Source organism: Microcoleus sp. MON1_C1 (assembly GCF_036701945.1).
Taxonomy (GTDB): Bacteria; Cyanobacteriota; Cyanobacteriia; order Cyanobacteriales; family Microcoleaceae; genus Microcoleus.
In genome coordinates, this window is sequence record NZ_JAUBRO010000024.1 from 3,859 (window position 1) to 21,786 (window position 17,928).

The following is a 17,928-nucleotide window of genomic DNA, read 5'->3' on the forward strand; positions in this document are numbered from 1 at the left end:
GGAATAAAATTCATCTCTTGTGGAAGGTAACAGGCAAGATGCCTGTTCCACAGGAATAAAATTCATCTCTTGTGGAAGGTAACAGGCAAGATGCCTGTTCCACAGGAATAAAATTCATCTCTTGTGGAACGGGCATCTTGCCCGTTCTTAAGAATAGTGCAACATCTCAGATTCAATAAATATGGCTAACAAAAAGACCAATAAAAGTGAACAAACCCTGCAATTTCACGCTAAAGAAATGCTGTCTGACTACGTAACTGCTGTTACTTGGTCGCCGGATGGTACAACTTTAGCAGTCTGTTCTGCGGCAGGCGAAGTGATGCTGGCGGCAGTAGGGGCAGTTAATGAATTGTCCTTGCAAACGCTACAAACTGCCACGGGTAAATCAGCCGATTGCTTGTCTTTTTCCCGCGACAGTCAATTCCTAGCTGCGGGCGGACAAGACGGAAAAGTGCGAATTTGGCGCGTTAATTCTGGGGAATTGATTGCTGATTTGGATAACCAGCGTGTCTGGGTTGACAAGTTAGCTTGGAGTCCCAACTGCAACCAGTTAGCTTTCAGTATGGGCCGCTACGTTCAAGTATGGAATGCTGAGGATAAGGTTGTTGAAGTAACGCTGAATTTCGATTCATCATCTATCTTAGATTTAGCATGGCATCCTATGGTTCAATATCTGGCAGTTAGCGGCTATCAAGGCGTCAAAGTTTGGCATGGCGAAGACTGGGACGAAGACCCGGAAATTTTATCAGTACCCTCTGCAACAGGTGCAATTGCTTGGTCGCCACAAGGGGAATATTTAGCTTGCGGCAATATGGACAATACTCTAATTGTTAATGAATGGGGCAATTTTGAACCGTGGGTAATGCAGGGTTTTCCGGGGAAGGTTCGGGAGTTAGCTTGGTCGGATAAAACTAATTCTTTGGGTGCACCTTTGTTAGCTGCTTCGAGTTCTCAAGGCATTTCTGTCTGGGAAAGAGACGCTGATGAAAGAGTCGGTTGGGATTCTTGGGCGTTAGAGGTGCATGAAAATGTGGTAAATGCGATCGCGTTTCAACCTAACACATTTTTATTAGCTTCCGCAGCCGCAGACGGTCAAGTTTGTTTGTGGTCTGAAGCAGAACAATTGCTGCAAATTCTAGAAGGTGCAGAGGGCGGTTTTTCCTGTCTGGCATGGCATCCCGAAGGCCAGTTTCTGGTCGCGGGCGGCTGTGGAGGTGAATTGCTGGTTTGGTCCAAGTCTATGCGCGGCCAAGGCTTCGGGCGGCGCTAAGTTGGCATAACGGGCGCACCTGTTTGACCAAAAGATAAAAATTGAAAACTTGGTCTTGACAAAATGCTAAATTACAATACCATTTTAGTGGCTGCACTATCCTCAAAGGCGATCGACAATTATCACCCAGCAGCAATTTCTCGAACAACTCAACACTATTATCGACCAAAACCACCTGCTGAAACACCCGTTCTACTAAATGTGGAACGAAGGTAAACTAGACCTCGCAATCGCACAACAGATAGAGTGCGTCTAGGACTGTTATCCTCTCTTTCTTGTCAAAATTCCTTGACTGGGGCTGAACAGCAAAGCCCCTAAAAATAACCCAAAAATAACTAATACAATTGCGGCCCCAGACGGCATATTAAAATAATAGCTGAGATACATACCAGTTACGCTAGCTGTAATTCCAATAATTGCTCCCAATCCCATCATTAAATGTAGCTCTTTTACCAACAAATACGCCGTTATTCCCGGCCCGATTAACAGAGAAATTACTAACAGCGCCCCCACAGTTTGCAAACTCGCAACAATCGTCAGCGTAATCGCCGAAATCATCCCCAAATAAATCCAGTTTACAGGCAAACCGGACGCTTGCGCCCCCAGCGGATCAAAAGTATAAAATAGCAATTCTTTGTAAAGGAGTTTAACCGCTACCAAAATAATCAAAGTTATGACAAAAGTCTGCTGCACGTCAGCAGGTGCAACTGACAAGATATTCCCGAACAAAAAGCCGTCTAAGTCTAATTTGGTTGTCCGCAACAGGCTAATTAGCGTGACGCTAATTGCTAAGAATGTAGATAAAATTAATGCCATCACAGCATCAATTTTTAGACGAGATTGGGATTGAATCCACGCCATAATTACCGCGCTGATAATTCCCGATATAAAGGCGCCGATTGAAATATTGAAACCTAAAGAAAAAGCTACTGGCAATCCTGCTAATACTGAATGGGCAATCATGTCAACCATCATTCCCATTTGCTGTACAATCAAGTAGGAGCCGACAACCGCGCAGAGAATTCCTAGCAAAATGCCGACGCCGATCGCATTTCGCATGAACTCGAATTTGAGTGGCTCAATTAGTAGGTTTAACATTGAATTAGGTCAATAATAGGATTTTTTCAGCTACAATCAACTGCACAGGCGGGACGCCCGTTCCACAATCAACTGCACAGGCGGGACGCCCGTTCCACAATCAACTGCACAGGCGGGACGCCCGTGCCACAATCAACTGCACAGGCGGGACGCCCGTTCCACAATCAATTTTAAAGATAAATCTTTTTTTGCTTACGCTGAAACTAAACTTAAATCGTATCCATAGGCTTTTTGAATATTGGCTGCGGTGAGCACTTCCCGGCAGGAACCAGTTGCAATTAACTGCTTATTTAGCAATAATAAATTGTCGTACTGTTTTAACGTTTCGCCTAAATCGTGGCTAATTACTAGCAATGTTTTATTTTCAGCTTTGAGTTCGGCAAAAATATCGAAAATAATCTCTTCTGTTGCTTTGTCGATCGCGTTAAAAGGTTCGTCGAAAAAGAATAAATCGGCTTGTTGGGCGATCGACCTTGCTAAGAAAATCCGCTGCTGCTGCCCGCCAGACAGTTCGCCAATTTGCCGATCGCGCAAATCCCACATTCCCACCCGCAGCAAAGCAGCTTTGACCAATTCTTGCGACTGCTTCGACGGCGATCGAAACCAACCAGTCTGGACAGTTCGCGCCATCATCACCGAATTCCACACCGTAATCGGATAATCCCAGTCAATTTGCGATCGCTGCGGCACATAAGCCACCCGCGACAACTGTTCCTTCAGCAGTCGCCCCTGATATTTGACCAAACCCCGACAGGTGGGGATCAATCCCAGCATCGCTTTCACCATCGTGCTTTTCCCCGCGCCGTTGGGGCCGAACACACCGGTTAATTGTCCGGGATCTAACTGGAAATTCACGCTGCTGAGGGCCGCAATTCCGCGATAATTGACAGCCAAGTCTTGCACTTCTAGCATAATTAGAGATTTTGAGAACGATTCTTGTTCGTAGCTACTAGAATAGGATAACTCGAAAAAGCAATAACGATTATCGTTCCAAAGGTGAAAATGTTAAAGAACTTGGCTGGAAAAACCGGCAGATTGTGGGGTACGGCTGTTTTGGCAATTGGCTGCGGAGTGGTTGCGTGCAGTGGAGGACAGAACGCCAGCAATCGGGCGCCAGAGAGTCCCGCCACAACTCAAACTCAAGCCAGTCCCGGCGGCAACTTGCCCAAAGTCGTGGCTACGACGGGTGTTATCTGCAACCTAACTAAAGAAATCGCTCAAAGTTCGATCGACACCACCTGTCTGATCAAGCCGGGAGACGACCCTCACGCCTATCAAACCAAGCCGGAAGACCGCAAAGCGATTGAAACAGCAAATCTGATTTTATACGGTGGCTACAACCACGAACCCAGCATCATTAAATTAATTCAATCCAGCAGTAATCCAGCGCCCAAAATCGCCGTCCACGAAGTCGCCGTTGCCAAACCGCTGATGAGTCAACACGAGCACGAACACGGTGAAGAGAAAGCGGAAAATACACCCCACGCAGAAGGCGAAAAAGTCCCTGACCCTCACGTTTGGCATAATCCTCAAAATGGTCGGCGCATGGTAGAAACAATTCGCGATGAATTGATCAAAGTTTCCCCCAACAATGCTCAACTTTATACAAAAAATGCAGCAAGCTTAACAGATGAGTTGCAAAAAATAGATACTTGGATAAAAGCTCAGATTGCGACTATTCCCGCAGAAAAACGCAAGTTAGTAACAACTCACGATGCTCTGAGTTACTATGCCGATGCTTACGGTTTGGAGATTGCTGGAGCTTTGCAGGGTGTGACGACAGAGGAACAGCCCACCGCCGCAAGAATTGCGGAATTGTCATCAGAAATTAAGACCGCAGGAGTGCCGACAATTTTTGCCGAAACTACAACTAATCCGAAGTTGATGGAGACTGTGGCGAGGGAGGCCAATGTCGAAATTTCCGACAAGGAACTTTACAGCGACGAGTTGGGCGGCCCGGGCACTGGCGCTGATACATATCAGGGAATGCTGAAAAATAATACTTGCGCGATTATTTCTGGCCTCGGTGGCAATTGTACTTCCTTTGCAGGAGAAACAGCACCAAATCCCAAACCATAGAATTTCTAAAGTGCAGCAAGCACCTTACATTTGCGGGGTACACAGCAAAACGCAGCGCTCCCAATCGCAGGGGTTTTCGATTCCAAACGCTGCGTTTGCAGCGATAACTTTAAGGTGAATTTGGCTCCTCGGTACTGGGGGGTTTTTGGCCAATTCCCAATTGCTTCTTAGAGGATTTTAAGTCTTTCCAAAGCGCCTTAATATCTTTATAGGCTTTCTCAGCGCTAATTTTTCCCCCAGTTTCGAGCGAGCAAATATAAGTTATTTTCTGAGCAAACTCCTGCAAGTTGGCATTAAACGCCAAGTTTTCTGGCGTGAAATCACCGTAGTAACGATTGCGAGGATGTAAAAAATCTTCCCGCTCTTTCATTGCCCCCTCCTAATTAAACTTTTGGTAGTCAGCTTTTGGTTCGGTCTCTGTTTTTAATAGCACTATTGGTACTCAGTATCGCGGCGCTAACTTGCTTCTATTGTATGGCGTAAGTAGCAATTGTGCTTTTTCGCTCTGTATTGAGTCTATTAATGCAATCTTAACCTTAATTTAGCTTTATTTTAACTTTTCTTTAACCTAAAAGCAAAAAAATGGGAAATGCGCTTTTCGCATCTCCCTTTCGATATATCTTAGAGTAGTTGATTAATCTTTTTTGCAGCCGAATATTTATTTGTGGCATTCGCAGCCGGTGTGGCCGCAGCCGCTGCCGTTGGGGTGGCCGTCAGCGCAAGCGCTGGAACAGTATGTTTTGCTGTCTTTTTCAATGGCTTCACTGGGGCTGACAACGCACGAGCATGAAGGACAGGCACATTTTGTTTGGGTGGCGGTAGTCATTTTAAATTCTCCTGGTGGGGTTGTTTGTCTATACTAATATCTGAACATATATTCAGATATTAGTCAAGGGAATGTAAAAGTTTTGTTACAAAAGGTTTGTCGATCGCACTAAAATGAAAATGAGAATTAAAACCAGGCGGGAAAAGATGTCACCCAACTCTGCTGTTAATGGAGCGATAAGTCAGCCTCACGCACAAAACGATACACCAACGTGCGATCCATCGCACCTAGTTGACTGTTGGCGGGCCGGGGACATCCAAACACAAGTTCTCAACACCGCAAAAGCCCAGCGGATGGCTGAGTTTTTCAGTCTTTTGGGAGATGCGAACCGCCTGCGGCTGCTATCTGTATTGGCAAAACAAGAACTGTGCGTGTGTGACTTGGCTGCGGCGTTGAGTATGAGCGAGTCAGCAGTATCGCACCAGTTGCGGGCGTTGCGGGCGATGCGGTTGGTAAGTTACCGCAAGGTTGGGAGACAAGTTTTTTATAGTTTACTCGATCGCCACGTTTTTGAACTTTACCAAGCAGTCGCCGAACACTTAGACGAAGCCGATTAAGCTTTTGGGCGAGGGGCAGTGGCCAAACAGGGCATTGATAATGGATTTCAAATTGTGTAGGGGCGGCTTTTACCAATAATTTCGGCCTAAGACCAATAATCTCGTAAACCCGCCCTCACCAAACTCAATATCAATCTTGGACGGTGTGGCCCGTAGCAACAACCGCCTGTGAAATTGACTCTTCAGAAGCTTGAGCTTCAACTGTAACAGTCTTAGCTGCGACATCCACATTGACAGTAGCATCGGAGTCAACAGTTTTGATGGCTTTGGTAATTGTATCAGCGCAGCCGGAGCAGACGATCGAGGGAACGTTAAGTAGTATTGCCATAATTCAGCAAATTTTCGTAGATGACAGTATTATTTTTTATTTTAATCTAAATTCGTGAAACACGCGCTTTTCCCGATTGAGGCAGGGGTTTAAACCCCTGCCTCAAAGCTCAATTCGCTTAAAACCGACTTGAGAGTTTGACGTTAAAAGTTATACATTATCTCCTACAAATATCACTTCAAACTTAATACCTGTGAAGGCAAATTAATCTCGGGTATGCACCGCCCAACGGCTGCGGCTACAGGCCGCAAACTCGCAACTAAATCTACCATATCTGGCAAAGAAAGAGCTTGTCGCGCGTCAGAAACCGATTTTTCGGGTTGCGGGTGACACTCAATAATCAATCCGTCTGCACCGCAAGCAACCGCTGCTTTGGCTAGTGGTGCGACTAATTCTCGCTTGCCGACGGCGTGAGAAGGGTCTACAATTACTGGCAAATGAGTTAACTGTTTCAGCGCTACCACTGCACCTAAATCTAATACATTGCGGGTGTAATTGTCGAAGCTGCGGATGCCTCTTTCGCAGAGAACTACATGAGGATTTCCGTGACTGAGAATGTATTCGGCGGCCATCACAAATTCTTCGATTGTGGCTGACAAGCCGCGTTTTAGCAGGACTGGTTTTCCGGCTTGACCGATCGCCTTTAGTAACTCGAAGTTTTGCATATTCCGACTGCCTAGTTGCAGCATATCAGCATAGGTGACAACTGGCTCGATTTGGGCGATCGACATTACCTCTGTCACGACGGGCAAACTGTAACGCCGGCTGACATCGGCTAAAATTTCTAGTCCCTCAATTCCCATCCCTTGGAAAGCATAGGGAGAAGTGCGGGGTTTGTAGACTCCGCCTCGCAAAGCTTGCACCGATGCGGCGGATAGTTGGCGGGCGACTGTTTCCATTTGGGCGGAACTTTCGACGGTACAGGGGCCGCCGATGATTAATAATTCTTCGCCGCCGACTGAGACTGTTTCTGAGAGTTTGACAATTGTTTGGTGTTCGGGATGAGATTTGGTTACGAGTTTGGCTTCTAACATGATGGTATTTTCCTGGAAATTTATGTGGGTGGTTGACAACAAAAAACCCGGAACTTTTAGGAGTTCCGGGTTGGTGCGAAAAGACAGCGCGACAATTTACCCAGAACTTTTGTTGGGCCAAAAATAAAAGCTGTAGTACCAGTTACTGAATAATGTCATTGCTGTTTTCGCTTGTACTCGATTGGTTGTTGGGAAAAGAAGTAGAAAAAACAAAACCGCAGGTGTTAATCTGCGGTTCGCCCGGATGTTCACAGTGAATTGCCAATTCACTCCGGGCGAACTTGGCTGTACCAAAAATAAAAATAGCTGTTGGCTGTGAACATAGTTGAGGTGCTGCGATTTGTGGATTAAACACAATACTATTGGACAAGCTAGCACAGGGAGAGGGGGATGTCAAGTTATTTTTTCCAAAAGTTTTGTAGAGTGGGCGCTCTTGTCCCCCCCTTGTTAAGGGGGGCTAGGGGGGATCGAGGGGCTAAGTAGTAAGGTGGAGTTCGATCGCTCTTTTGGCCCCTTAATCAGGAATATGTCTTGTTTATAGCTTCGTTTCAATAGTCCCTAACGGCTCTTATTAAGGGGGGCATGAGTATTTAAAGTCCTCATCTATATCTCGTTTCTAGCGCAGTTTAGCTCCCCCCTAACCCCCCTTAATAAGGGGGGAACAAGAAGCACTCAAATTTAACCCGTTATCCCCTTATTAAGGGAGATGCGAGGGGGAACGATACTGTGATGCAAGGGAGAGAGATTGATTAATCCCAGCCGAAATCTCGATCGCACAATTCGGCTAGTCTTTGGTTGTGCGATCGAAAATATGCTCTCAATTGCTCGTATACTGTCTCGCTGATGGGGGGATATTCGTTGGAGTTGAGCTTTCCGTAGGTTTTTAGTTGGTGAGGCGGTAAGCCTAAAAATTCGAGGACGCTGTTGAGGATTTCCGCTGGGTTGCTATACAAGTCTTCGCTTTTGATGATTGAAATTTGTGATTTGGGAAAAAGTTTCATCCAGGCTGGGAGTTGATCTGCGTAAATGCCGCGGGCTAGATAGCTGTGGTGTTGGTGTTCGTAACTATAGTATTTGGGGTTGGCTAGGAGTTTTTCCATTTCGCCTTTGAGTCTTTCGGGCTCGGCGGCGATCGCCTCTTCTAATGAGAGAGATTCGTATTTTATTCTGATATAATGATAGTAGTGGGATATGGCGCGATCGACTGGGTTTCTCAGCAGGGCGATGATTTTAACTTTGGGACATAAATCATAAATTCGCTGGGGAACGTGGGGGTGAAATATGTAGTAAGGACTGGCTTCTCCGGTGATTTTTTTGGGGCCGTTTTTGGGCAGGGGAAATTGGGCATAGTACCAGTCTGGGCTTTTGTCGAAGTTTAAGTCAAAATAATGTACTTCTTTTTCGGTGGCATGGGCGATTTGGGGATGTTCGGTGAGATAGGCATAAAGCGATGTTGTTCCGCCTTTTTGGGCACCGATGATGATGAAGTCTGGGGGTTTGGGAGTTTGTTTCATGGGTTGTATGTTTTATATTTTGCAGTTGTACTGACAGTGCCCCGGAGGGCATTACCGAAATTCGATCGCACTTGGGGGAATTACGGAAATTCGATCGCACTTGGGGGCATTACGCCAATTCGATCGCCCAATTTAGATTGGATTGCACCGATACGCCTAACCATAATTCCATTGCCCGATCTTGATTGTAGATTGCGGTGATTGAAACCGCTAGCAAGGCGAGTACACAAATAAATTCTGCAAGGGCTGGGCAATATGTCGGATAAGATCGCGATCACTGTTTTGGGGTGATCTAATTCACTCTCCCTCTTGTTACTGACATTTCAATTTAACTCGATTAGAGTAGAGTTAGGGAACTCTCATCCTTGCTGGGCAAATCTTTCGCTGAGAAATATATGATTGGCGGTGGTTTTGGTTGGGGGTTTGTGGGTTTTATTTTTCAGCCAAAGTACAGATTTAAATTTTTGCAACAGGGTGATATGCAAGTTGCAAAAAATGGGAACAATAAAGATGGGATTGTACTGTCGAGCAGTAACTACCTGCAATACCATCACTGAAATTATTCAGGAAGGCGTCAATGTTTAAGAGCAAATTATCCAAAGTTATCGTGTCCCTGCTGCGGCGGATTGCTGGTGTTACCAGATCCGGGGCGAAGCGGCTGATGAGAGCAATGCTGCAAGCGCTGATGGCTATGGGCCGCAGGGCAAGACTACCGATGGCGGGGTTTGTGCTGCCGACGGTGACGATGGTGTTGTTGGTAGTGATTTTGTTGACAGTCGCGATTACGCTGCGATCGTTCGATCGGGCGAATACGGCGCGTAACGTGCGCGTGAACCAGCAGGTGCTGGCGGCCGCCACTCCCGCGCTCGATCGGGCAAAAGCGAAAATTGAATATGTGCTGGGTGAAGGCCGGCCTGTGACGGGTACTCCCTCCGATCAACAATTGTACCTGGCGATGTCATCTTACCCAGCCACCCCAACTCCTACAAACCCAGATTTGTATACATTTGGGGGCGAAGAGCGCCTAAAACTTAAAGCTAACCTAGACTCTGCTCCAGCCATATCTCCCGACCTTAAAGTTACAGATCCAGGTTTTAATCTCGAAACAAATGAATCTATAAATACTGCTTGGAGATATCCTGTCGATACAAATAACGATGGTAAATTTGACACTTTTACCCTCTACGGCATATTCTTTCGCAGCCCCCCCCGGATTAAAGGAGGTGCTAATGCAGGCGACTTCACGAGGGAAAGAAAACCGCTGGAAGCAAGAACGCCACCGATGTCGCTTGGGGTATTGAAAGAAGGATGCGAGGCGGCGGCAGGTAATAGTGCTAGTTTGGTAGGTGAATCTGGCTGGTACAGAATAGACGGCAAACTTAAAAAAAGTTTCTTTGTTTACACGGTTAATGTACCGATTACATCGACCGATATATCAGGAAACGGCTTAGACACCAGCAAGTATCAACCGTTCACAGGAACTACCAGCATATCCGCTCTGGAATACCAGCAAGACCAAAGTCTCCTTCCCCTCAGCAACAACGCGGTTGTATATGAAGACGACTTGGATATATCGCCTGGGCCTGAGTTCAATCTAAACGGGCGGATATTCACAAATAGTAATTTGTTCGTTACCAACTTAAATGGGCTAAATAGGACACGACTATATCAAGTCAGCAGTAAGAAATCTTGTTTTTACGAGCAAGAAAATAGCAAAATAGTGATTGGAGGCAATGTTGTTAATGGATGGATGGGGAATACTACCAACACTTCCCAGATCAATGCCGTGGATGTACATCTTTTCAAAAAAACTAGCGACCCGGAACCAAATGTAAGCCCGCCAGCAATTGCAACCGCAACTCAATCTGTAAAAGAAAAGAGCCTTCAGGTACTTTACAACAGCGACGCTTATTCCAAGCGGTTAAATGCGCTAGTAGCAGCTCAAACGCTAGCAGCTCCAACAACTGACCCAGTATCCGTTCAACGAGCGCAGCTTTCTCCTACGAACCTGTCGCGCAAAGATGCCTTAGAATCCTATTTTAAAGATCGGCTGCGGAAAGTTACTTTTGCAGAAGCACCCCTCGGAAGTGACGGAGGAGTAGTGTCTGGGGGTTCTTACCTTCAAGGCAGTGGGGACACTCTCAGACCCCCAGATGACTGGAGCTTTCCTACCCAAGGAACTGCGACGGTAGGTGCTGTCGCCGGAGCGACTGGACTTACTCTGGAACCCAATCTGCCGCCAGCCAACAACCCCGCAAACGTAGAACCCACTGACAGCGAACCGGAATTGGGCAATCGAGTCATTATCGGCAACAACTTGCCAGCACTGCGGTGGGACGGCAGCAAGTTTCTCGGTAGCAATGACACACAAGAAGTTGACGGCGCAGCCACATGGAAAGATGATAATACCGTAAAACGCACCCGCACAACACAAGTGACCAAACTTGCTGACGTGGGGGCGACAGACCGCGGCAACGGTTTAGGGGAAGATAACCCCGCAACTCCTTTCAAAGACGGTTTCTGGGAAGCATCAGCAGCCCAAATACCTAAAACAGCAGTCGATGGCACTGGCGGTTTGCGCGTGATCACCAGTGCAGGAGTTTACGATCGCACTAATTCCTTCCTACCGCCGCCTAAGTGGATAGATGCTGGTGGTAATTTGGTAACAGCTCCCGCTACTTACGACGACCCGGCAACTGGTGTTGAAGAGAAGTACCCAGTCGTCTGGCCCGACTCCATGCCAATGTCACCGCTGGGTCCGGGGTCGCAAGTATATAATAATGGCACCGGGGCCCCTGGTTGGATGGCTTGGCCGACAACAGCAACTGCAGACGGCACGAACTTGCCAGACCCAGACTCAAGTCCTAATTTTGTTGTTGAAACCAACACTAAAAAATTTGCCAAAGGCGACTTGCGGATGCGGGCAACAGCAGTGTATCACTACGAACACAGCGCCTACGACCCACTAGCAGCAACCCAACCAAATCAAGAACCCTATGCCTGCGTCAGCAGCTACTACGACCCCAGCAACGCTTCCACAGCAAAAAACATCACAACGGGAAGCCTACCCGATGTCAGCGGACAGGCAGGAGTGGGTTCACAGCAGGCATTTATCGGCTCCAACAACGGCATCACCTACACATTCCCTCCAACAGCCAGACCGGGTGTTTCCGCTATCGGGGCTAATGGCTTGCTGAGTGGTGGCGATGCAGTTTTGGCTAATCAAGCCAACTTAGTATTCCCCGACGGTCGGTTTGCCAACGGGCCTTTGAGATCGGCTCTCCAAGTGCCCGAAGCCAGTCGCACTTTGGCACAAAAAGCTGCTATTGACTCAACGATTTGTGCCCTAAAAATACTTGAGGGTGACGCCTCGTTCACTCCCGATGCCACATTGATTCCTCACGGGGCTATTCAAGAAGTAGCATTTGTGAACGGGAGAGAAGTCAAGGCGGTCGATCGGGACGACCCGACTACCATCGTCAACGAAGCCTTTACCCTCAGCAGTCCAGTGGGTACAAGCGCAGCAGCAAAATTAACAGGGAATTACAACCAATCTCTAGAAGAACGAGAACCTCTAGAAATTCGTGCTACTCAGCTAGATATCGAACTCTTGCGCGGCAACAGACCTAAAGGTAGTACGACCGAGTGGTTGTTGCCGAACAGCGGGATTATTTATGCTACCCGGGACGACGCATTGCCCGATCGCAGCAATAGAGAAGATCCTGACAGCAGCAAAAGAAAAAGTCCTACAGACAGCCTGTTAGATCCCACGCGCAAGCCTAACGGCATAGTCCTGATTAATGGTCAGAAGCTATTTCGCGGTGGCGCCACCCCCACAACACCAACGAGCATAAACGATATAGTCAGAGAAAAAGGGCTGATTTTGGTATCGAATTTGCCAGTTTACATCAAAGGATTCTTTAACCTTCACGGCACCATCCCGACTCCTCCTCCAGGTGGTACACCCACTTTGGTCAAAGTGGAAGAGTTTACTGATGAGCTGACGCAACCAAGTTGGGGAAATTTTTACTCCCGCGCTGCCCTAAACGACAACTTTGCCTGTCGTGCGGGCGATCCGAGGCTCCCGAAGTGTAAGGACGGCGACTTTTGGAGACAGGCAACTGTGCTGGCAGATGCAGTCCACCTTCTATCGCAAAGTTACCGTTTTGGCTTCCGCAACGAGGGAGATTTTGACCTGAGAAATAATGCGGGCGCTGCTGCTGTATTGCCCCGCAGACAGCAAGGATTTTTCAACAACAACTTTGTTACTAACGGACTGTCCAGCGGAGCGTTTTTAGCTAATGGCAATTTAAAGGCGCCAGCAGATGCGGTAACTGTGACAGACGCTACCTACGCCAGTACCACCACCTCTCCCCCCATTACAAGTTCTTACTTCAACAACTTTGTCACTCCCGTCCAGCGGCGGGGGCCTTTCCCAGAGTATTTGATGGAAGTTTGTACAAAACTGCCAGTTTCTGAGTGTACGGATGCCGACTGGTTTGTCGATCTGACACCGGGAGCACAGCGAACGGCACCCACTGCGCCCAGTACGCCTTATGTCGCACCTAACCCTATTGGCGCTTCTTTTCAAGCTGGCTCGACGGTAGATCCCCCATTGCCGGCATTGCAGCGATTCGCCCGCCGCGTGGCTTTTCAGAGACCTATAAACCCCGCCAATCCACAGCCTCTGGGGATTAATGGAGGAAATATCGCACCAGGTCTCGGCGCTGTCAGAGGCAATAACGCTCTGTGGTTTGCTGCAGTGAATAGTGCGAGTAATGTGGTTTACAATGCTACCAATCTTCCGTATCGGGTCAACACCAACACTACTGCTGCCGGCGCTACAGACGGCAACAAAGTACCTCTACCAACTCTCGCAGCAGCAAGCACTGTACCATTACCAGCAGTAACAGTACCGCCAGCAACGTACAGCTATCGGGGGTCGCAGCCGCTATTGGTGCCAGTTCCGCAGCTCATGGGGGTAACAGCAGTAACAGGCTCAGGCCCATCATACGACCCCCGAGGTACTAAACCCGTACAGGAAACAGGGTGGATACCCAAGGCTGTAGAGACTACATTCAATCTGATTGTTGGAGCAGGCGACACTCCTTCGAGGGCGCTAGACACTGCGTCGGGTGACTTTAACGGCGGTTTGCAAAACTTGCCCCGATACTTGGAACTCTGGCGCACCGGACCAGCAGCTTCTTTTACTTCAATTTCTAATAACGTCCAAGGGTCTTTCATTCAGCAAAACCGCAGCGCTTATAGTACCGCACCCTATCAGCCAATTTTGCCTGATGGCTATCCGACAGCGGCAGTCGATAAGCTCGCCACTTTGTTTTCCACATCCGCCAGTCCTACTACAGCACCTACTCGTCTTACTGGTAGTGAGGAACTAATTACATATAACACGACGAACGGCCCAGCTAGAATTCCATACTTCACCCCGCCCACCCGGAACTGGGGTTATGACGTGGGCTTGCTATCTCAGCCACCTGACTTATTTACCCAAAAGTTCACTACTCCTCCCAAGACTAAGCCGACGGAGTATTTCCGCGAAGTACCTCGCAATGACGATTGGGTAAAAACTTTGATGTGCGGAGTCACGGACAACACTGCTGCTACGCCGGCTACCCAAACCGTCGATCCTACCAATACAACTCAATGCCCCGCTTAACCCTCTAACTTTCCGCCGTGCAATTACTGGAGTCCTATTTATGACTAAGCAAAAACAACACCAAAATTTATCCCAGTCACGAGATGGTGGCTACACGATTATCGAGTCATTGGTAGCGATGATTGTAGTTTCGGTGCTGATGATCGCGATCGCCCCTGTGATGGCTTACTCAGTAGCGACTCGCGTACAAGCGCGGCGGATGGAACTGGCCACCCAGGCGGCGAGATCTTACATCGACGCTCTCAGGACGGGGGCGATCAGACCTAATGATCCAAAAAGCCCAGCAGGTTTTCCTGTTGAAAATTCTGCGCCTCCTACAAGCTCTAGTGGCTTGTATTGCGTTGACTTGGATGGTGGAACTCCCCCCTGTAGTGATGGTAGTAAAAAAGACTTTTACGTTCAGGGTGTTCGTCCCACTGGTGTTAAGCCCACAGACACAGGCTATGCTTTGACTGTTCGCGTTTACAGAGCCGATGGGTTCCCGGGTACGATGACAACTAAACAGCAATCAGTCGCTAATTCCGCTCTTGGGAATCCCCAAGCGCCTTTGGTGGTAATGCAAACGGAGATTCCCCCTACTACACGAGGAGGTACCTCCGCCTATCAATCATTGTGCGATCGGACCGGTGGCTGTAAGTAATAATCAAAGTCGCCGTTATTAAATTTAAAATCGCTCCCCCCCATTTGACAAAGGAAATAGTCAAAATGAAAACTTTACCCAGGTTGCTTCTCAAAAGTCAGCACCAGAAAAACCGCTCCGGGCCAGCTCAAACAGAAAATGGCATGACTCTGGTTGAGCTATTAGTCGGAGCAATTATGGCGTTTTTAATCATTACGCCGATGCTCGGTTTTGTAGTCGATATGCTCAATACCGACAGGAGGGAACAAGTCAAGTCAAATACCGAGCAAGACCTTCAGGCGGCCGTTGATTTCATCGCCCAAGATTTGAGCCAAGCTATTTATATTTACGATAACGATGGAATTACGGCTCTTAAAAACAGCAACAGCCTGCTTCGACCTACTACCGAGCCTGCAGGAACTCCAATTCTCGTATTTTGGAAGCGACAGCTTCAGCCAAAGGCTCTTCCCGTTAGTCCAACAGCCGCGGACACTCCTAACCCAACTAATTGCAAGACTAATACACCATGTAATGACGCCTATGTTTTATCGTTAGTCGCCTACTATCAGATTAATGATAACAATCCTGCATCTATTTGGTGTCAACCATCAGGAGCCAATTGTCCTACCCGTATAGTTCGGTATCAAATTCGAGACGGGCTGAAAGACCCTAAAGCAGTAAGTCCAGCTACCGATCCTTACTATGCTACGGTAGAGCCAGGACAAAAACGCAGTCTAGCTTACAATCCACGTTTTGACCTCAGTAAGCCCCTGGAGAATGTGACGGCATCAAACGAGGATTTGGGGTCTGGTGAAGTATTAGTTAATTACCTCGACTACGGCAAAGAGCCGAAATTAATAGGGGATGAATGTAGGACCGCTTTGGGGAACCCCACTACCCAAACAGGATCTACAACCTCCCCAATTCAAGAAGACACTCTAAAAGTAACAGATAGAACAAACGAGATCAACAGCTTCTACGCTTGTGTTGATACAGAAAGAAATGTAGCCAGAGTTACTATCCGAGGAAATAGCCTGCGCCGCATTCAAACTGATGCTGATTATGACGCCAAGAAATCGGCATATTTCCCAACAGCAACCGTGCAAGTACAAGGGCTAGGTTCGTTAGGAAAGTAACTTAGGTATGAAACACATTTCCCAATCGCAGTCGGCTGAGAAACAATAGGAGATTACCATGAAAACCCCACCAATATTATTAAAACTTTTGCATAACTCGGCTGCCAAGCCCAGCCCTAATTTCAACAAAACTGCATCCAGAAAAAGCGATGGAGGATTCACCCTTTTAGAAGTGCTCGTGATAGCATTAATCATAGGTATATTCAGCTCGATCGCCGCTCCAAGCTGGGAGGCATTCATCAACAGACAAAGAGTTCGCACTGTGAACGATCGCGTTTTCCAATCATTACGACTGGCACAAAGCGAAGCAAAGCGAACTAAGAGCAGTGTCACAGTTACATTCCATTACGATCCTAATCCGGCAGCTAATCCGGTAGCTGACCCACCAACAGTTACATTTAGCCCCCCACTACCTACGGGAGGTAGTACGCAGACGTTAAATGCTGGAGGCGAAATTAAGCCCGGCACTATTGCGCTTACCTTTAATAAACCTGATTCTACAGATCCTAAAAAATCATCGCTCGTTTTTGACTACCAAGGCAATCCCTCCACAACTCAGTTTGTAGTCACAGTTGCTCCATCTCGCGGTGGTGCTAAGCAGTGCGCGAGGGTAGAAACTCTCATAGGAGGAATGAGAACTGCTGAAGGAACAGAATGCAACTAACTGGCTGTCGATGGTAGCTTTCAATAAATTTAATCTTAATCTCTAACAGCAATTCCGCATAAGTTCGGTCTTGCTAAAAAATATTAACTTAAATTATTTTATATTTCAAATCCTCTTAAAACTGTCAAAAAATGTAGCTAGAACTAAAACAAATAATCATCCAGCCAGGAAATTAACTATTACTAAAAGACATAAGCTGGCCGATGTTTAAAACCCTACTAACAGAATTAGGAGAAAGTCACGCATCCCGACTTTCATACAGCAAAGCAACATTAGAAATCATGGTTCCGCTAATGGAACACGAAGTTACCAAAGTCCTGATTAGCGACTTAGTAAAAATTCTCCTTAAAAAATTAGACATCGAATTTTGACCTCTGGGTTCTACCACATTCAAAAATGAAAACATCGCTGAAGGAGTAGAACCAGATACCTGTTTTTACATCCAAAACGAAGCCGCAGTCAGAGGCAAAAACCGCATCGACTTAGAAACAGACCCACCTCCCGATTTAGCCATAGAAATCGAGCTCACCTCCCGCACTCTGTTCAACAACTACGAAGCATTAGGAGTTCCCGAATTGTGGCCCTACAACGGCCGCAACCTGCAAATGGGCGTATTGCAAAATGGAAAATACATACAGTCCGATCGCAGTCTCCAGTTTCCCAACCTCCCCATCACCGAACTCATCCCCCAGTATTTAGAACAAAGCAAAACAGCCGGCCGAAACGTCGCCATGAAAGCCTTTCGATATTGGGTAAAAGCGCAAATTTAGCGGGGCGATGACAAAATTGCAGTAGCGAAACCGCACAACCGTTTCCTTACCCGCTTTTTGAAATTGGTGAGGACGAAGACCAACAGTCACAAATAAAAGTTAAATTTTAGATGTAGTTGCGCTCGATTCGCTCTTTTCTAAGATTAAGAGCGAATCGAGCGCAACAACATACCTTCGGGCGATTTATGCGATTTGGCGATTTATGCGATCGGGCGATTTATGCGATCGGGCGATGACAAAATTGCTGTAGGGAAACCGCACAACCGTTTCCTGACAACCGTTTCCTTACCCGCTTTCTTAAATTTGCATAAATTTTCAGTAAATACCGATCTATGCACTCCCCAAACCCAAAAGTT

Annotated in this window: 18 protein-coding genes; 10 read left to right on the top strand and 8 right to left on the bottom strand. The window is 47.3% G+C overall.

Features of this window, described 5'->3' with window-relative positions:
• Positions 1–181 precede the first annotated feature (181 nt).
• Positions 182–1,270: a WD40 repeat domain-containing protein gene (locus tag QUA62_RS15105; protein WP_333405089.1), complete on the top strand. Its 1,089-nt coding sequence runs from the start codon at positions 182–184 to the stop codon at positions 1,268–1,270.
• Between the two features lie 63 nt (positions 1,271–1,333).
• Entirely contained in the window at positions 1,334–1,486 is a 153-nt protein-coding gene (locus QUA62_RS15110) for a hypothetical protein (RefSeq protein ID WP_333405091.1), read from the top strand.
• A 45-nt stretch (positions 1,487–1,531) separates the two neighbouring features.
• Here the strand turns inward: QUA62_RS15110 and QUA62_RS15115 are convergent, their stop codons facing one another.
• Together QUA62_RS15115 and QUA62_RS15120 are read right to left on the bottom strand one after the other, a co-directional pair.
• Complete coding sequence (locus QUA62_RS15115) at positions 1,532–2,368, bottom strand: metal ABC transporter permease (protein ID WP_333405092.1); 837 nt, start codon at positions 2,366–2,368, stop codon at positions 1,532–1,534.
• A 192-nt stretch (positions 2,369–2,560) separates the two neighbouring features.
• Entirely contained in the window at positions 2,561–3,280 is a 720-nt protein-coding gene (locus QUA62_RS15120; RefSeq protein WP_333405093.1) for a metal ABC transporter ATP-binding protein, read from the bottom strand.
• A 90-nt stretch (positions 3,281–3,370) separates the two neighbouring features.
• Here QUA62_RS15120 and QUA62_RS15125 point away from each other — a divergent pair, with 90 nt between their 5' ends.
• The gene (locus QUA62_RS15125) at positions 3,371–4,447 is read left to right on the top strand and encodes a metal ABC transporter solute-binding protein, Zn/Mn family (RefSeq protein WP_333405094.1); all 1,077 of its coding nucleotides are present in this window, start codon (positions 3,371–3,373) and stop codon (positions 4,445–4,447) included.
• 109 nt (positions 4,448–4,556) lie between these two features.
• Here QUA62_RS15125 and QUA62_RS15130 read toward each other — a convergent pair whose 3' ends face one another.
• Complete coding sequence (locus tag QUA62_RS15130) at positions 4,557–4,817, bottom strand: DUF7219 family protein (RefSeq protein WP_333405095.1); 261 nt, start codon at positions 4,815–4,817, stop codon at positions 4,557–4,559.
• A gap of 288 nt (positions 4,818–5,105) precedes the next feature.
• Positions 5,106–5,273 carry a metallothionein gene (locus tag QUA62_RS15135; protein WP_333405097.1) on the bottom strand — a complete coding sequence of 56 codons (168 nt, stop codon included), beginning with the start codon at positions 5,271–5,273 and terminating at the stop codon, positions 5,106–5,108.
• Positions 5,274–5,419: 146 nt separating this feature from the next.
• On the opposite strand from QUA62_RS15135, the gene QUA62_RS15140 reads away from it, so the two are divergent.
• On the top strand, positions 5,420–5,830 hold the full coding sequence (locus QUA62_RS15140; protein ID WP_333405099.1) for a metalloregulator ArsR/SmtB family transcription factor: 411 nt from the start codon (positions 5,420–5,422) through the stop codon (positions 5,828–5,830).
• Positions 5,831–5,960: 130 nt separating this feature from the next.
• On the opposite strand, the gene QUA62_RS15145 is transcribed toward QUA62_RS15140, so the two are convergent.
• From QUA62_RS15145 to QUA62_RS15160, 4 genes are all read right to left on the bottom strand, one after another.
• Positions 5,961–6,158, bottom strand: a complete 198-nt coding sequence (locus QUA62_RS15145) for a heavy-metal-associated domain-containing protein (RefSeq protein ID WP_190693645.1) — start codon at positions 6,156–6,158, stop codon at positions 5,961–5,963.
• A gap of 173 nt (positions 6,159–6,331) precedes the next feature.
• Positions 6,332–7,192 carry a 3-deoxy-7-phosphoheptulonate synthase gene (gene aroF, locus QUA62_RS15150; protein WP_333405101.1) on the bottom strand — a complete coding sequence of 287 codons (861 nt, stop codon included), beginning with the start codon at positions 7,190–7,192 and terminating at the stop codon, positions 6,332–6,334.
• A 142-nt stretch (positions 7,193–7,334) separates the two neighbouring features.
• Positions 7,335–7,547 carry a hypothetical protein gene (locus tag QUA62_RS15155; RefSeq protein WP_242717958.1) on the bottom strand — a complete coding sequence of 71 codons (213 nt, stop codon included), beginning with the start codon at positions 7,545–7,547 and terminating at the stop codon, positions 7,335–7,337.
• 394 nt (positions 7,548–7,941) lie between these two features.
• Entirely contained in the window at positions 7,942–8,706 is a 765-nt protein-coding gene (locus QUA62_RS15160) for a sulfotransferase domain-containing protein (RefSeq protein ID WP_333405103.1), read from the bottom strand.
• Between the two features lie 577 nt (positions 8,707–9,283).
• On the opposite strand from QUA62_RS15160, the gene hpsA reads away from it, so the two are divergent.
• The 6 genes from hpsA (at position 9,284) to QUA62_RS15190 (ending at position 17,572) form a co-directional block, all read left to right on the top strand.
• Complete coding sequence (gene hpsA / locus QUA62_RS15165) at positions 9,284–14,383, top strand: hormogonium polysaccharide biosynthesis protein HpsA (RefSeq protein ID WP_333405105.1); 5,100 nt, start codon at positions 9,284–9,286, stop codon at positions 14,381–14,383.
• A gap of 40 nt (positions 14,384–14,423) precedes the next feature.
• The gene (locus QUA62_RS15170; protein WP_333405107.1) at positions 14,424–15,023 is read left to right on the top strand and encodes a prepilin-type N-terminal cleavage/methylation domain-containing protein; all 600 of its coding nucleotides are present in this window, start codon (positions 14,424–14,426) and stop codon (positions 15,021–15,023) included.
• A 65-nt stretch (positions 15,024–15,088) separates the two neighbouring features.
• A complete protein-coding gene (gene hpsC, locus QUA62_RS15175; RefSeq protein ID WP_333405109.1) occupies positions 15,089–16,138 on the top strand; it encodes a hormogonium polysaccharide secretion pseudopilin HpsC in 1,050 nt (349 codons plus the stop codon).
• 58 nt (positions 16,139–16,196) lie between these two features.
• Positions 16,197–16,802: a prepilin-type N-terminal cleavage/methylation domain-containing protein gene (locus QUA62_RS15180; protein ID WP_333405110.1), complete on the top strand. Its 606-nt coding sequence runs from the start codon at positions 16,197–16,199 to the stop codon at positions 16,800–16,802.
• Positions 16,803–17,005: 203 nt separating this feature from the next.
• Positions 17,006–17,173, top strand: coding sequence for a hypothetical protein (locus QUA62_RS15185; protein ID WP_333405111.1), 168 nt, complete (start codon positions 17,006–17,008; stop codon positions 17,171–17,173).
• Positions 17,174–17,206: 33 nt separating this feature from the next.
• Positions 17,207–17,572 carry a Uma2 family endonuclease gene (locus QUA62_RS15190; RefSeq protein ID WP_333405235.1) on the top strand — a complete coding sequence of 122 codons (366 nt, stop codon included), beginning with the start codon at positions 17,207–17,209 and terminating at the stop codon, positions 17,570–17,572.
• Positions 17,573–17,928: the final 356 nt, after the last annotated feature.

Excerpts from the sequence above, each read along its gene's own strand:
- QUA62_RS15105 (WP_333405089.1), top strand. The coding sequence starts at position 182 with ATGGCTAACAAAAAGACCAATAAAAGTGAACAAACCCTGCAATTTCAC.
- QUA62_RS15110 (WP_333405091.1), top strand. The coding sequence starts at position 1,334 with ATGCTAAATTACAATACCATTTTAGTGGCTGCACTATCCTCAAAGGCG.
- QUA62_RS15115 (WP_333405092.1), bottom strand. The coding sequence starts at position 2,368 with ATGTTAAACCTACTAATTGAGCCACTCAAATTCGAGTTCATGCGAAAT.
- QUA62_RS15120 (WP_333405093.1), bottom strand. The coding sequence starts at position 3,280 with ATGCTAGAAGTGCAAGACTTGGCTGTCAATTATCGCGGAATTGCGGCC.
- QUA62_RS15125 (WP_333405094.1), top strand. The coding sequence starts at position 3,371 with ATGTTAAAGAACTTGGCTGGAAAAACCGGCAGATTGTGGGGTACGGCT.
- QUA62_RS15130 (WP_333405095.1), bottom strand. The coding sequence starts at position 4,817 with ATGAAAGAGCGGGAAGATTTTTTACATCCTCGCAATCGTTACTACGGT.
- QUA62_RS15135 (WP_333405097.1), bottom strand. The coding sequence starts at position 5,273 with ATGACTACCGCCACCCAAACAAAATGTGCCTGTCCTTCATGCTCGTGC.
- QUA62_RS15140 (WP_333405099.1), top strand. The coding sequence starts at position 5,420 with ATGTCACCCAACTCTGCTGTTAATGGAGCGATAAGTCAGCCTCACGCA.
- QUA62_RS15145 (WP_190693645.1), bottom strand. The coding sequence starts at position 6,158 with ATGGCAATACTACTTAACGTTCCCTCGATCGTCTGCTCCGGCTGCGCT.
- aroF (WP_333405101.1), bottom strand. The coding sequence starts at position 7,192 with ATGTTAGAAGCCAAACTCGTAACCAAATCTCATCCCGAACACCAAACA.
- QUA62_RS15160 (WP_333405103.1), bottom strand. The coding sequence starts at position 8,706 with ATGAAACAAACTCCCAAACCCCCAGACTTCATCATCATCGGTGCCCAA.
- hpsA (WP_333405105.1), top strand. The coding sequence starts at position 9,284 with ATGTTTAAGAGCAAATTATCCAAAGTTATCGTGTCCCTGCTGCGGCGG.
- QUA62_RS15170 (WP_333405107.1), top strand. The coding sequence starts at position 14,424 with ATGACTAAGCAAAAACAACACCAAAATTTATCCCAGTCACGAGATGGT.
- hpsC (WP_333405109.1), top strand. The coding sequence starts at position 15,089 with ATGAAAACTTTACCCAGGTTGCTTCTCAAAAGTCAGCACCAGAAAAAC.
- QUA62_RS15180 (WP_333405110.1), top strand. The coding sequence starts at position 16,197 with ATGAAAACCCCACCAATATTATTAAAACTTTTGCATAACTCGGCTGCC.
- QUA62_RS15185 (WP_333405111.1), top strand. The coding sequence starts at position 17,006 with ATGTTTAAAACCCTACTAACAGAATTAGGAGAAAGTCACGCATCCCGA.